Annotated in this window: 12 protein-coding genes and 3 pseudogenes; 1 reads left to right on the top strand and 14 read right to left on the bottom strand. The window is 74.7% G+C overall.

Going from position 1 to position 12699, the window contains the following annotated elements; genetic code table 11:
- The 10 genes and pseudogenes from ACZ1IK_RS10535 to ACZ1IK_RS10490 form a co-directional block, all read right to left on the bottom strand.
- Positions 1-512, bottom strand: a pseudogene (locus ACZ1IK_RS10535) (hypothetical protein); the annotation flags it as partial.
- Between the two features lie 2 nt (positions 513-514).
- On the bottom strand, positions 515-1120 hold the full coding sequence (locus ACZ1IK_RS10530; protein ID WP_044659054.1) for a DedA family protein: 606 nt from the start codon (positions 1118-1120) through the stop codon (positions 515-517).
- The gene (locus ACZ1IK_RS10525; RefSeq protein ID WP_044659053.1) at positions 1117-2166 is read right to left on the bottom strand and encodes a pseudouridine synthase; all 1050 of its coding nucleotides are present in this window, start codon (positions 2164-2166) and stop codon (positions 1117-1119) included. The genes ACZ1IK_RS10530 and ACZ1IK_RS10525 overlap by 4 nt, the downstream gene beginning before the upstream one ends.
- A gap of 56 nt (positions 2167-2222) precedes the next feature.
- Positions 2223-2612, bottom strand: a complete 390-nt coding sequence (locus ACZ1IK_RS10520) for an AMP-binding enzyme (RefSeq protein WP_228070618.1) — start codon at positions 2610-2612, stop codon at positions 2223-2225.
- Positions 2613-2681: 69 nt separating this feature from the next.
- Positions 2682-3248: pseudogene (locus ACZ1IK_RS10515) on the bottom strand (AMP-binding protein); the annotation flags it as partial.
- A gap of 73 nt (positions 3249-3321) precedes the next feature.
- Positions 3322-3798, bottom strand: a pseudogene (locus tag ACZ1IK_RS10510) (AMP-binding protein); the annotation flags it as partial.
- On the bottom strand, positions 3795-4262 hold the full coding sequence (locus tag ACZ1IK_RS10505) for a MaoC family dehydratase (RefSeq protein WP_020625414.1): 468 nt from the start codon (positions 4260-4262) through the stop codon (positions 3795-3797). The pseudogene ACZ1IK_RS10510 and the gene ACZ1IK_RS10505, both read right to left, overlap by 4 nt.
- A gap of 21 nt (positions 4263-4283) precedes the next feature.
- A complete protein-coding gene (gene fabG / locus ACZ1IK_RS10500; RefSeq protein WP_020625413.1) occupies positions 4284-5039 on the bottom strand; it encodes a 3-oxoacyl-ACP reductase FabG in 756 nt (251 codons plus the stop codon).
- 55 nt (positions 5040-5094) lie between these two features.
- Positions 5095-6309: an acetyl-CoA C-acetyltransferase gene (locus ACZ1IK_RS10495; RefSeq protein WP_020625412.1), complete on the bottom strand. Its 1215-nt coding sequence runs from the start codon at positions 6307-6309 to the stop codon at positions 5095-5097.
- 46 nt (positions 6310-6355) lie between these two features.
- Positions 6356-7558, bottom strand: a complete 1203-nt coding sequence (locus tag ACZ1IK_RS10490; protein WP_036316076.1) for an acyl-CoA dehydrogenase family protein — start codon at positions 7556-7558, stop codon at positions 6356-6358.
- Positions 7559-7734: 176 nt separating this feature from the next.
- Between ACZ1IK_RS10490 and ACZ1IK_RS10485 the strand changes: the two genes are divergently transcribed.
- Complete coding sequence (locus ACZ1IK_RS10485) at positions 7735-8997, top strand: PucR family transcriptional regulator (RefSeq protein WP_020627988.1); 1263 nt, start codon at positions 7735-7737, stop codon at positions 8995-8997.
- Here ACZ1IK_RS10485 and ACZ1IK_RS10480 read toward each other — a convergent pair.
- The 4 genes from ACZ1IK_RS10480 to ACZ1IK_RS10465 all read right to left on the bottom strand — a co-directional run.
- Positions 8987-10237 (bottom strand): glucose-1-phosphate adenylyltransferase family protein, encoded by a 1251-nt coding sequence (locus ACZ1IK_RS10480; protein WP_044659051.1) that lies wholly within the window; start codon positions 10235-10237, stop codon positions 8987-8989. The genes ACZ1IK_RS10485 and ACZ1IK_RS10480 overlap by 11 nt on opposite strands.
- A gap of 77 nt (positions 10238-10314) precedes the next feature.
- Positions 10315-11256, bottom strand: a complete 942-nt coding sequence (locus ACZ1IK_RS10475) for a DNA-formamidopyrimidine glycosylase family protein (protein WP_044659050.1) — start codon at positions 11254-11256, stop codon at positions 10315-10317.
- A 14-nt stretch (positions 11257-11270) separates the two neighbouring features.
- Complete coding sequence (locus tag ACZ1IK_RS10470) at positions 11271-11783, bottom strand: VOC family protein (RefSeq protein WP_069941965.1); 513 nt, start codon at positions 11781-11783, stop codon at positions 11271-11273.
- Positions 11784-11920: 137 nt separating this feature from the next.
- Positions 11921-12699: Lhr family helicase (locus tag ACZ1IK_RS10465; RefSeq protein ID WP_465098499.1), on the bottom strand; the 779-nt coding region annotated here is incomplete at its 5' end.

Genomic DNA, 12699 nt, shown 5'->3' with positions numbered 1-12699 from the left:
GCGGCGCGGCGACGGGCGACCTCGGCGGCGCGCTCCCGGCCGGCTCGCAGGCGCGCCCGCCGGCGCTCCTCGGCTGCAGCGCGGCGACGTGCGGCCTCCGCGGCCTTCTCCGGGTCCCGCCCCGGGGCGGGGAGGATGCGCTCGACCGTGCCGACGAGCGGATCGGCGAAACGGGCGAGGTCCGGGCTGCCGAGGCGGTCCAGGATCTCGCTGAGGTCCCGGCGTGGGCGCTGTTCGGCGGGAGCGCCCGGAGTGCGCAGGCGGTCCATGGCGCGGTGCACGTCCGCGCGGCGGTCCTCGCGCACGCGGCGCTCGGCGGCGGTCTCGGGTCGGCCCGAGCGCAGGGCGCGCTCGTGACGGCGCAGATCGCGGCGGGAGATCTCCCCGGGCGCGGCCAGGGCGCGGCGGGGGCGCGCGGCGGGGGCACGCGTCGCGTCGTCGTCGGGACGGGGCGCCGAGGCGCCCCGGAGGCGCTCGAGGGCGGCGCGGGACTCGGAGGACGCGTCCTGCATGCTCACCCCTTCCGGCCCCGGCGACGGTGGGCCATGATCCCCGCGATCATCAACCCTGCAAGGGTACCGAACACCATGCCGACCACCGCGGACGCCCACCACGGCAGGCCGGTGGCCCGGCCGGTGATCCAGCCGAGCCCCACCATGGACCCGGACCACGCAAGCGAGCCCGCCCCGGACAGCCACAGGAACACGGGCCAGCGGATCCCGCCGATCCCGGCCGCCGCCATCGACGCCGTCCGCCCGCCCGAGACGAACCGCAGCACGGACAGCCCCGCCAGGCTGCCCGCCGGGCCCACCCGCACCAGCAGGCTCCGGATCCCCCGGTGGATCCGACGCCACCACGCCCAGCGGTCCAGGCGGTCGGCGAGGCCGTGGCGGAACAGCGCGTAGAGGCCGACGTCCCCGGCCCAGCAGCCCAGCCACGCCGCCAGCACCGCGGCCACGGGGGAGACCCGGCCCTCGGCCGCGAGCGCCCCCGAGCCGATGACCACCACCTCCGACGGGACGGGTGGGATCGGGGCGTCCAGGGCCACGAGCAGCGCGGTGAGCGGGTGGAACCACACTCCGAGCGCGTCCATCAGGGCGGCCGGGTCCCCGCCCGTCACCGCGGTCGCTCCTGCAGCTCAGCGGGGGAGGTGAACTCCCGCTCCTCGCCCGTCACCGGGTCCGTGAAGCGCAGCGACCGGGAGAGCAGCTGCAGGGGACGCGTGACGTCGTCCGGGGCGAGGTCGAGCAGGTCCGGGTAGAACGGGTCGAACGCGATGCCCAGGCCCAGGGCGGCCAGGTGGATGCGCAGCTGGTGGGTGCGGCCCGTGCGCGGGGTGAGCCGCAGGTGCGCCACGCGCCGCCCCGCCAGCGTCCCGGCGGAGACGCCGACGCCCAGCAGCTCCACCCGGGACTCCGCGTTCGCCCCGGCGTGGGGCCGGTTCGACCGCCGGGTCCGCACCGGCGCGCCCGCCCGGCGTCCCGAGGCGGCCGGCGGGATCTCCTCCACCACGGAGCGCAGGATCCCCTTGTCCTTGCGGATCCGGCTGCGCACGGTCAGCGGGAATCGCCCCAGGACGGGGTCGGCCGGGGCGCCGGGGCGGCGGGCGCCGTCGTCGGGGGCGTCCGGCAGGAGCGCCACGGCCTCGTAGGTCTTGGCCACGGCACGCCGCTCGAAGAGCAGGTGGTAGGCGCCGCGGGTGGCCGGGTTCGCGGAGAACATCACGACGCCGGCCGTCGCCCGGTCGAGCCGGTGCAGGGGCACGAGGTCATCGAGGCCGAGCTCGTTGCGCAGCCGCACCAGCGCGGTCTCCTGGACGAAGCGGCCGCCCGGGGTGGTGGGCAGGAAGTGCGGCTTGTGGATGACCACGAGGTGCTCGTCGCGGTGCAGGAGCGTGTGCGTCACGGGCAGCGGGGCCTCGTCGGGGACGTCCCGGTAGTACCAGAGGTCGTCGTGCACGCCGAGCGGCGTGTCCGCCGGGATGGGGGCGCCGTCCGCGGCCACGACCTGCCCGGAGGCGAAGCGCCGCCGGATGCCGTCCGGGTCCACGTGGCCGAAGCGGTCCAGGACGTACTCCTGGACGGACGCCCAGGGTCCGGAGGCGGGCAGGCGCAGGCGGGTCGCGTTGACGCCGTTACGCAGGGGAAGGGGGGAGGGGACGGCCACGTTCCCGATTCTCCCAGGAGGGGAGGACAGGGAAGCGCGGCCGTCGTCGCGGGCGGCTACGGCGTCGCGGAGTGCGACTCGGGGGAGGCCGGCTCGGCCAGCGTGGTCGCCAGGTCCCGCTTGCGGATCTTGCCGGTGGCGGTCTTGGGGAGGCTGTCCACCACGACCACCTCGCGCGGGTACTTGTACGCCGCCAGGGAGACCTTGGCGTGCTCGATGACCCCCGCCGGGGTCACGCTCATGCCCGGCCGGGTGCTCACGACCGCCACCACCTCGCTGCCGAGGGAGGGGTGCGGACGCCCCACCACGGCCACCTCGGAGACCGCCGGGTGCGTGGCGATGACCTCCTCCACCTCGCGGGGGTACACGTTGTACCCGCCGCGGAGGATGAGCTCCTTCTTGCGGTCCACCACGTAGATGAACCCGTCCTCGTCCCGGTACCCCATGTCCCCGGTGCGCAGCCACCCGTCCACGAGGGTGGCCGCCGTGGCCTCGGGGTTGCGGTAGTAGCCCTTCATGATGGTGGGGCCGCGGAAGAGCAGCTCCCCCACCTGGTCCTCCCCGGGGCCGAGCAGGTGTCCCTCCGCGTCCACCACGCGGCACTCGGTGCCCCACAGCGGCTTGCCGATGGACATGACGCGGCGCTCCTCCCGGGAGACGTTCACCGCCACCGAGCTGGTCGACTCGGAGAGGCCGTACCCCTCCAGGATGGTCGCCCGCGGGAACTTCGCCTCGAAGCGCCGCAGCACCTCCTGGGGCAGGGCCGAGCCTCCGGAGACCACCTGGCTCACGGACGAGAGGTCCCGCCCGGTGTCGGGGTCCTCCACCATGCCGATCAGCATGGTCGGCACGGCGGAGATGCGGGTGATCCCGTGGCGCTCCACCAGGTCGAGCGCGGCGGCGGCGTCGAAGCGGGGGAGCAGGACCATGGTGCAGGCGTGGCGGACGCAGATGTTCAGCACGCTCGTGAGCCCGTACACGTGGAAGAAGGGCAGCACGGCCAGGACCACGTCGTCGGGCCGGATCGGGATGCGCGCGCCGGAGACCGTCGTGTTCATGTAGATGCCGAAGTGGGTGAGCTCGGCGCCTTTGGGGGGGGCCGGTCGTGCCGCTCGTGTAGATGATCACCGCGGTGTCGTCGGCCTGGGTGGGGGCCATGTCCACCGAGGGGCCGGGGGCCAGCAGCTCCGCGAAGTCCCGGGTCCCCGCGGGCCGCTCCCCGGCGCCCGTGGAGACCACGTACACCGTCGGACCGCCGTCGGACCCGCCCGCCTGGGCCGCGCCCTTGACCGCCGCCTCGGCCGCCGTATCCACGGTGATGAGCACGGCCGTGTCCGAGTCGGACAGGTGATGGGCGATCTCGCGCGGCGTCAGCAGGGGGTTGAGGGGGACCATGACGAAGCCGGCACGGACGAGGCCGAAGTAGGCGAACAGGAACTGCGGGATGTCCGGGAGCTGCACCGCCACCGAGGTGCCCGGGGCCAGGCCCAGCCCGCTGAGGTTCGCGGCCACCAGGTCGGCGGCGGCGTCCACCTCCGCGTAGATCCAGGCACGGTCGCCCAGGATCACGCAGGGGCGGTCCGGGTGCTCGGCGGCGCTCTCGCGCAGGAGCACGGAGATGTTGAACGTCATGACGCGTCCTTTCCCGGGCGGAGGAGGAAGAGCGAGTCCGACACGCAGGCCGGCTTCGCCACTCCCTCGATCTCCACGGTGGTGGTCACCATGGCCAGCGCCCCCTGGGGGCCGCGGTCCAGGCGGGTGAGCTCGGCGCCGGCGCGGATGCGCGCGCCGACGGGGGTCGGATGGGGGAAGCGGACCCGGTCCGATCCGTAGTTGACGACCATGGCCATCCCCTCCACCCGGTAGATCTCCCGCACCATCGAGGGCAGCAGCGCGAGGGTGAGGAAGCCGTGGGCGACCGTCGAGCCGAAGGGTCCCCGGGCCGCCCGCTCGGGGTCCACGTGGATCCACTGGTGGTCGTCGGTCGTGTCCGCGAACAGGTCCACCTGCTCCTGGGTGACGGTGCGCCAGCGGCTGTGGCCCAGGTGGGTGCCCACGGCCCGCTCGAACTCGTCCAGTCCGTCGAAGGTCTGCATGGCGTTCTCCTCGTGGGGGGCTCAGGCCTTGGGTCCGCCGGCCACGTAGAGGACCTGGCCCGAGATGAAGGAGGCCTCCTGGCGGGCGAAGAAGGAGGCCGCGGCGGCGATGTCCTCGGGGGTGCCGGTGCGGGCGACGGGGATCTGCTCCGCCGCCTTGGCCACGTACGTCTCGTAGGGGACGCCGATCCGCTCGGCGGTGGCCCGGGTCATGTCCGTCTCGATCAGGCCCGGCGCGATGGCGTTCACCGTGATCCCGAAGCGGCCCAGCTCGATAGCGACGGACTTGGTGAAGCCCTGGATCCCGGCCTTGGCCGCGGCGTAGTTCGCCTGCCCCCGGTTGCCCAGCGCGGACGTGGAGGAGATGTTCACGATCCGCCCCCACCCCTGCTCCGTCATATGGCGCTGGGCGGCGCGGGTCATGAGGAAGTGCCCGCGCAGGTGCACGTCCATCACCGTGTCCCAGTCCTGGGCGCTCATCTTGAACAGCAGGTTGTCCCGGAGCACGCCCGCGTTGTTGATCAGCACGGCGGGCGCACCCAGCTCGGCGACGACGGCGTCCATCACCTGGGCGACCGACTCCTCCCGGGCGACGTCGGCGGCGAAGGCGCGGGCCGTCCCGCCGGCCTCCTCGATCTGCCCGACGACGTCGGCGCACGCCTCGGCCGAGAGGTCGACGGCGGCGACGGCGAAGCCGTCCTCCGCCATGCGTCGGGCCAGGGCGGCGCCGATGCCGCGCGCGGCTCCGGTGACGACGGCGATGCGGGGCTCGGTCATGGGGTTCCTCCGGGAGGGTCGGTGCGGGTGCGGGTGCGGACGGGGCGGGAAGGACTCAGGACAGGCGCTCGATGACCATCGCCATGCCCTGGCCGCCGCCGACGCACATGGTCTCGAGGCCGATGTGCTTGTCGTGCTCGCGCAGCGAGTTCAGCAGGGTGGCGGTGATCCGGGCTCCGGTCATACCCCAGGGATGGCCCAGCGCGATTGCCCCGCCGTTGACGTTGAGCTTGTCCAGGGGGATCCCCAGGTCCTCGGCGGAGGGGAGCACCTGCGCCGCGAACGCCTCGTTGATCTCCACGAGGTCGACGTCGTCGATGCTCATCCCGGCCCGCGCCAGCGCCTGCCGGGACGCCTCCACGGGGCCCAGGCCCATGATCTCGGGAGAGAGGGCGGAGAGGCCCGTGGACACGATCCGGGCGAGCGGGGTCAGCCCCAGCTCGGCGGCGCGAGTGTCGCTCATGACGACGAGCGCCGCGGCGCCGTCGTTGAGGGGGCAGGCGTTGCCGGCGGTGACGGTGCCGTCGGGCCGGAAGACGGGGTTCAGCTGGGAAACGGCCTCGAGCGTGGTGCCCGCGCGCGGGCTGTCGTCCCGGGTGACCCGGATGCCGTCGGGCAGGACGAGCGGGGAGATCTCCCGGTCCCAGAAGCCGGAGGCCTGGGACTTCTCCGTGAGCTGCTGGGAGCGCACGGCGTACTCGTCCTGGGCCTGGCGGGAGACGCCACGCAGCTGCGCCACGTTCTCAGCCGTCTGGCCCATGGCGATGTAGACGTCCGGCAGCTCGCCCTCCTCGGCGGGGTCCGTCCACACGGGGGCGTCGCCCTCGGCCCGGCGGGCCGAGCGCTCCCACGCGGAGCGGAACGCCGGGTTGCGGGTGTCCTCGTCGGAGGCGCCGCGGTCCAGCCGGCTGGCCGACTCGACGCCGGCGGAGACGAACACGTCCCCCTCCCCGGCGCGGATGGCGTGGAACGCCATGCGGGTGGACTGCAGGCTGGATGAGCAGAAGCGGGTGATGGTGGTGCCGGGCACGGAGGGCAGGCCGGCCAAGACCGCGACCACGCGGCCGAGGTTGCCGCCCTGCTCCCCGCCGGGGGCGCCGCAGCCCAGGATGAGGTCCTCGACCTCGGCGCGGTCCAGCTCGGGGACCCGGTCCAGGGCGGCGGTGACCATCTGGGCGGCCATGTCGTCGGCGCGCAGGTCGCGGAGGGACCCCTTGCGGGCGCGGCCGATGGGGGAGCGGACGGCGGAGACGATGACGGCTTCAGGCATGGTGGTGCTCCTTCGGGAAGGGGGGCGGGGAGAGGGCGGGGAGGTCTCAGGCGAAGGCCGACACGCCGGTGATGGCGCGGCCGACGATCAGCGACTGCATGGAGTCGGTGCCCTCGTAAGTGTAGACGACCTCCATGTCCGTCAGATGGCGGGCGACGTGGTTCTCCAGCAGCAGCCCGTTCCCTCCCAGGATGTCCCGGGCCATGGAGGTCACCCGGCGGGCCTGGCGCGCGGCCGACATCTTCGCGAGCGAGGCCATCGGGCCGGTCAGGCGACCCTGGTCCTGCAGCTCCAGGAGGCGGAAGCACGTGAGCTTGATGTTGGTGACGTCGGCCAGCATGGTGGCCAGCTGCCCCTGGACCAGCTGGTGGCCGGCGATCGGCTTGCCGAACTGGACGCGCTGCCCGGCGTAGGCGACGGCGGCCTCGTACGCGGCGACGGCGTGGCCGAGCGTCTCGACGGCCACGCCGCCGCGGGTCGTGCTCAGGACGCGGTTGACGTCCTTGAAGGAGGAGCAACCGGGGAGCCGGTCCGCCTCGGGGATGCGCAGGCCGGAGATCACGATGTCCGGCTGGAGGATCGCGCGCTTGCCGATCTTGCCGGTGATCACGGTCGGCTCGAAGCCGGCGGGGAACTCCGTGTCCGGCTCCCGCTCCAGCACGAACGCCTTCACCTGGCCGTCGGCCACGTCGCGGGCGTAGATGACGATGACGTGGGCGTAGGAGGCGTTGCCGATCCAGCGCTTCGCGCCGTCGAGCACCCAGGTGTCGCCCTCTCGGCGGGCGGTGGTCTCGAGGGCCACCGAGTCGGACCCGTGGTCGGGCTCGGTGAGCGCGAAGGCGCCGATCATCTCCATCCGGGCCATCCGGGGCAGCCAGCGCTCCTTCTGCTCGTCCGAGCCGAAAGCGTTGATCGAGCCCATCGCCAGCCCGGAGTGCACCCCGAAGAAGGTGTTGAAGGATCCGTCCCCGCGGGCCAGCTCCATCGACACCAGGGCTCCGGCCATGCGGCTCATGCCGGGGCAGCCGTACCCCTCGATGACGGTGCCCGCCACGTTCAGCTCCGCCAGCTTGGGCACGAGCTCGAACGGGAACTCGGCGCGCTCCCAGTAGTCGTTGATGACGGGCATGAGCTCGGCGTCGACGAACGCGCGGACGCGGTCGCGCACCTCGCGCTGCTCCTCCGTCAGCTCGTCGTCGAGGAGGTAGATGTCGTGGTCGGGCAGGACGCCCGAGCGGGTCTCGCTCATGTCGGCTCCTCTGGGGGGCTCGGGTGGGATGGGTCCGGGTGCGGACGAGGTCTCCGCCCACCGTATGACCGGCGCCACAGTGGCACTATGGGCACGGAGCACAGAGTCGGTTGTGCAGCCAGGACACGAGTCCCGCCCGGCCGGACGCCGCCGGCGGGGGCGGCGAGGAGGACGGCATGGTGCAGGAGGCAGGGGTCCCCGAGGAGTCCGGGGACGCGGAGCGCCGTCTGCGGGAGGCCTGGTCGGCGCTGCTGGAGGACGCCGACCGGATCGCCGACGAGATCGCCGCCGCCACGCTGGGCGGCGACCAGGGCGGGGCGTGGTCCACGCCGGAGCTGCGGGCCAGGCTGCGTCGTAGCACGCGGGAGCACGTTCGTCGGGGCCTGCGGGGCCTGGCCGGCGTGCCCTCCGGGGAGGGCGCGGGAGGGCGCCTGGTCGACACGTGGCGGGCCACCGGCGTCGAGCGCGCCCGCCAGGGGGTGCCCCTGGAGACCGTGATCTCCACCTACACCTCGGGCAACCGGCTGCTCTGGGAGGAGCTGGGACGGCGGGTCCGCGAGGGCAGGCTCGACATCACGACCGAGGAGCTCCTCGAGGCGGGGCGCCGGCTGTGGGAGGACCTGAGCGTCACGGGCGAGGTCCTCAGCGCCGCCTACCGGCGGGAGACCGCGCGCCTCACCCTGCGCGACCTGCGCCGTCAGGAGGACTGCCTGGCCGGGCTGCTGGAGGGGAAGGGCGCGGACCCCGTCTACGCGGAGCAGGCCGAGGAGATCCTGGGCGTCCGGGCGACCGCCCCCCTCGCCTGCGTCGTCGCCCTCGCCGAGGACCCGGGGAGCGACGTGCTCCATCACCCCGAGGACCGCATGGGGCGACTCGGGGCGACGTCCCGCTGGGCTGTGCGCGAGGGGGCGCTCTACGGTGTCGTCGAGCCTCCCTCGACGGACGAGGAATGGCTCACGGAGGCGCTGGGCCCGCTGGTCGAGGGCCAGGTGGGAGTGGCCTGGGCCCGGCAGGGGATCCCCGAGACGGCGGCGGCGTTCCGGCTGGCGACGCGGGCGGCGCACACGCTCCCGCCGGGCGAGCGGCGGCTCGCCTGGGCCTCCCATCGGCTGCCGGAGGTGCTGCTGGAGTCCAGCCCGGAGGTCGCCGCGCTGCTGGTGGAGGAGGTGCTGGGACCGCTCCGGGCGCTGCCCGCGGACCAGCGCGCCACTCTGATGGAGACCCTGCGGGCGCTGCTGCGCCGCTCGGGCTCCGCGACCCTCGCCGCGGAGGACCTGATCTGCCACCGCAACACCGTCATCTACCGCACCAAGCGCCTGGTGGAGCTGACGGGGTGCAGCCTGCAGGACCCGCGGGGACGCCTGATGCTGGAGCTGGCCGTGCTCGCCGCAGACCGGGCCGGCGGGCCGGTCCGGAGGGCGCGGCCGATCAGTCCCTGACGGGGGCGCCCGAACCGGTGGTCTCGTCCGAGGAGGCGGGCCCGCGCTCGCCCGGCTCGAGGACCACGACCTCGTCGGCCGGCTCCGCGCGCCCCGTGGCGCCCTCGGCCGGGATGGCGGCGCCGACGTCGGCGATCACCGTGTCCAGCACCGCGCCCGAGGGCACCGTGCACTCGCCCAGCAGGATGCTCCCGCGCACCACGGCGCCGGCCTCGACCACCACGCTGGGGCCCACGACCGAGTCGGTCACCTCGCCCGCGATCCGGCAGCCGGGGCTGAGCAGGGAGCCGGTGACGGTCGCCTCGGGGGCGACCCAGGCCGGCGGAGCGGCGTGCGGATTGGTCAGCAGCGGCCAGCCTTCGGCAGCGACGTCCAGGCCGGTGCCGTCGAGGATCTCCCGGTGGGCGCGGACGTACGCGTCCAGGGTGCCGATGTCCCGCCAGTACCCGACGAGGCGGTGCTCCCGCACGCGCCCCCGCGCCACGAACGCCGGGATGATGCTCTCCCCGTAGTCGCCGAGGGAGGAGCCCACGGGGTCGCCGTCCTCATCGGTCTCGCCCTCGTCCTTGGTGGCCGCCTCGTCCTCGCCCGCCACGAGGTCGCCGACCACCTCGGAGAGCGCGGCGACGTCGAACACGAACACCTCGGTGGCCACGAGCGTGCCCGCCGGGTCCTCCGGCTTGTAGGCGTAGTCGGTCACGGCGCCGTCGTCGTCCACCTGGACGACGCCGAAGCGCGAGGGGTCCTCGTCCGTCTCGGTGGTGACCACGGTGAGCTCGGCGCCGGAGCGGGTGTGCTCGGCCAGCACGGGGCGCAGGTCCAGCTGGTACAGGTGATCGGCGGAGAGCACGACGACGGTCTCGGCGCCGAACTGCTCCAGCAGCGGCAGCTGCTGGGCGATCGCGTGGCCGTTGCCGCGGGCGAAGCCCTCCTCGGCGCGGCCCTGCGCGGGGGGCAGGAGCCGCAGGCCGTGGCGGGTGCCGTCGAGATCCCACGGCCGGCCGCCGGCCAGGTGCTGGTTGAGCGTGAAGGGGCGGTACTGCTCCACGACCCACACGTCCCGCAGGCGCGAGTGGGCCAGGTTGGACAGGACGACGTCGATCAGCCGGTACTGGCCCGCCAGCGGCACCATCGGCTTGGCGCGGGCCGCGGTGAGCGGCATGAGGCGGCCGCCGGTGCCGCCGGCCAGCACGAGCGCGACGACGGCGCCCTCCGGGTCCTTCGGGAACGGGTCGGCCATGACTTCTCCTCGGGTCGGGGGCGGGTTCAGCGTAGGGAACGGGGACGACACGCGGCCACCGTTGGGGCGCGTCCGGCTCAGCGCTGGCAGTGCGGGCACCACCACAGCCGCCGCGCATCGTCCTCGGGGGAGCCGTAGTCCTCCTGGCGGACGGGGCCGCGGCAGCGCAGGCACGGGGTGCGGTCGTGCCCGTAGACCCAGTACGACGGCGTCCCCCCGCCACGCGCGCCGGGCGTCCGGCCGGGTGCCGTGTCGGGTGACGGACCGGCCGGGACCAGCACCTCGACCCCGAAGGGTCGCGCCGGGTTCGGACGCACGCCCGTGGTCCGGCGCCGGGCGCCCGCGGCGGGGGCGGCGGGCGGGACGTTGGCGCGCAGCAGGTCCCGGGCGAGCAGCACGAGTCCGGCGACGTCCTCGACCTCGCCGATCGGCCGGTGCGGGTCGATACCGGCCAGCAGGAGGGTCTCGCAGCGGTAGATGTTGCCGATCCCGGAGACGAGCCGCTGGTCGAGCAGGGCCAGGCCGACCGGCCGCTCGGGCCGGGCCGTGAGCCGCCGCACGCCCTCGGCGAGCAGCGCGGCGCCGTCGTCGGGCGTGTCCCAGGCCGGGTCCAGCAGGTCGGGGCCGAGGTGGCCGAGGACGGCGGCCTCGTCGGCGGTGGGCACGAGGGTGAGCAGGCCCAGCTGGGCGCCGAGCACGCGGTGCTCCGCCGTCTCCAGCACCGCCCGCACCTGCCAGGCGGGGGCGCCCCACCGGGCGTCGATGGCCGAGACGAGCCAGCGGCCCTCCATCTTCAGGTGCGAGATCAGGGTGAGCGGACGGGCCCCGGGGCGGGCCGTGGGCGGGGTCAGCCGCATCAGCAGGTACTTGGCGCGCGGCAGGACCTCGGCCACCGTCCAGCCGGTCAGGTCCGCGGTGGCGTGGCGGGGCACGCGCAGATCCGCGTGCGTCAGGACCCGGCCCTCGAGCACGGGGCGGAGCCGGTGCGCGACGCGGACGAGGGAGTCGCCTTCAGGCACGGGCCGTCACCGGCTCAGGCCGCGTTGAGCTGCCAGGTCACGCCGAAGCGGTCCCCGACCCATGCGAAGCGGCGGGAGAAGCCGTCGTCGTCGGGCGGCATGCAGTCACGGCCGCCGCCGGCGAGGAGCGCGTCGTGGATGGCGTCCACCGCGGTGGCGTCCGGCAGCTCGACGAACAGGCTGATGGCCGGGGTGAACGTGAACCCGTGCGGGGTGAAGGAGTCGAAGAAGCGCAGCCGCTGGCCGGCGATCTCGAGCTCGCCGTGCAGGACCTTGCCCGCCCAAGCGGCGCCGCGCGGGGAGGATTCGTCGAAGAGGTCGCGGCGGACCTCGGTGACCGGCAGGTGCTCCACGAACGCGGTGAGGTAGGCGTCCATGGCCGCACCGGCGTCACCCTCGAACAGGAGGAACGGGGTGACGGAAGGGTCCGAGGGGTGCGGCAGGGAGTCCTCCAGGGCCTCGGGGGCGGGGGACGTGCCCGTGGGGGCGGTGCCCACGTCCTCGGGCGGGGCGGCGTCGATGCTCATGGGCCGAACCTACCCCCGGGCCCCGCCTCCGCGACAGGGCCACCCCGGGCAACGCGGGTTGAGTTGTCGCGGGTGTCCGACGGCGGGACCCGTGACAACTCAACCCGCGTTGCGGACGGGCGGACGGGCGTGGGTTCTCAGTTCCGGAACCGAATGCCCGATGGGCTCGAGTAGAACCCCGCGGCCAGCAGCGCCTCGGCCAGCGGCGTGCCGAGCACGGGCCCGCCGTTGACCTTCTCCAGGCTCAACCGCTCGGTGCGGCCGGTGCGCAGCGCCCACACGAGCGCCTCCGCCGCGGCCCGCAGCTCGCCCGGATCCTCCGTGAACGCGAGCAGCGTGCGCCCGCCGCGCTCCATGTAGAGCGCCAGCCGCCCCGCGATCAGCACGACGACGGCGCCCGCCTTCCGGCCCGGGCGATGGCCCGTGGGCACGACGCCGTCCGGCCCGGCCGGCACGGACGGCCAGTCCAGCGCGGCGCCGTAGGGATTCGCCGGATCCGTCGCGGCCAGGGCGAGCGCGAGCGGGGCGGTGTCGACGGCGGCGTCCTCCTCGTCCCGCTGGAACCCGCGCAGCCGGTCCACGACGGCGCCGGTGGAGAACTGCGCGCCGCCCAGCCCGTCGACGAAGTGGCCGCGGCGCACCTGGCCCGCGTCCTCCATCCGGGTGAGCAGCCGGTACTGCCCCGCGAATCCGCCGGGGACCTCCTCGGCCACCACGGAGCCGCGCGTGATCACGCCGTACCGGTCCAGCAGCAGCTCGGCGGTCGCGTGGGCGCGGATCGTGGGGTCCTGCTCGGCGGCGGGCAGCAGGGACCAGCGGCCGGCCGAGCGGGCCTGCTCGGCGGCCGAGAGCCCGACGGTCCCCGCCGTGAGGCCGGCCGAGCCCCGGGCGCCGCCCTCGGGCGAGGTGAGCCCCG

The organism is Micrococcus sp. CS26, from assembly GCF_055522295.1.
This window is presented reverse-complemented; position numbering and strand designations above follow the sequence as displayed.

What these genes read in the sequence shown, in the direction of transcription:
- ACZ1IK_RS10485 (WP_020627988.1), top strand. Translation starts at nt 7,735, where the DNA reads ATGGTGCAGGAGGCAGGGGTCCCCGAGGAGTCCGGGGACGCGGAGCGC.
- fabG (WP_020625413.1), bottom strand. Translation starts at nt 5,039, where the DNA reads ATGACCGAGCCCCGCATCGCCGTCGTCACCGGAGCCGCGCGCGGCATC.
- ACZ1IK_RS10470 (WP_069941965.1), bottom strand. Translation starts at nt 11,783, where the DNA reads ATGAGCATCGACGCCGCCCCGCCCGAGGACGTGGGCACCGCCCCCACG.
- ACZ1IK_RS10480 (WP_044659051.1), bottom strand. Translation starts at nt 10,237, where the DNA reads ATGGCCGACCCGTTCCCGAAGGACCCGGAGGGCGCCGTCGTCGCGCTC.
- ACZ1IK_RS10490 (WP_036316076.1), bottom strand. Translation starts at nt 7,558, where the DNA reads ATGAGCGAGACCCGCTCGGGCGTCCTGCCCGACCACGACATCTACCTC.
- ACZ1IK_RS10520 (WP_228070618.1), bottom strand. Translation starts at nt 2,612, where the DNA reads ATGGGGTACCGGGACGAGGACGGGTTCATCTACGTGGTGGACCGCAAG.
- ACZ1IK_RS10495 (WP_020625412.1), bottom strand. Translation starts at nt 6,309, where the DNA reads ATGCCTGAAGCCGTCATCGTCTCCGCCGTCCGCTCCCCCATCGGCCGC.
- ACZ1IK_RS10505 (WP_020625414.1), bottom strand. Translation starts at nt 4,262, where the DNA reads ATGCAGACCTTCGACGGACTGGACGAGTTCGAGCGGGCCGTGGGCACC.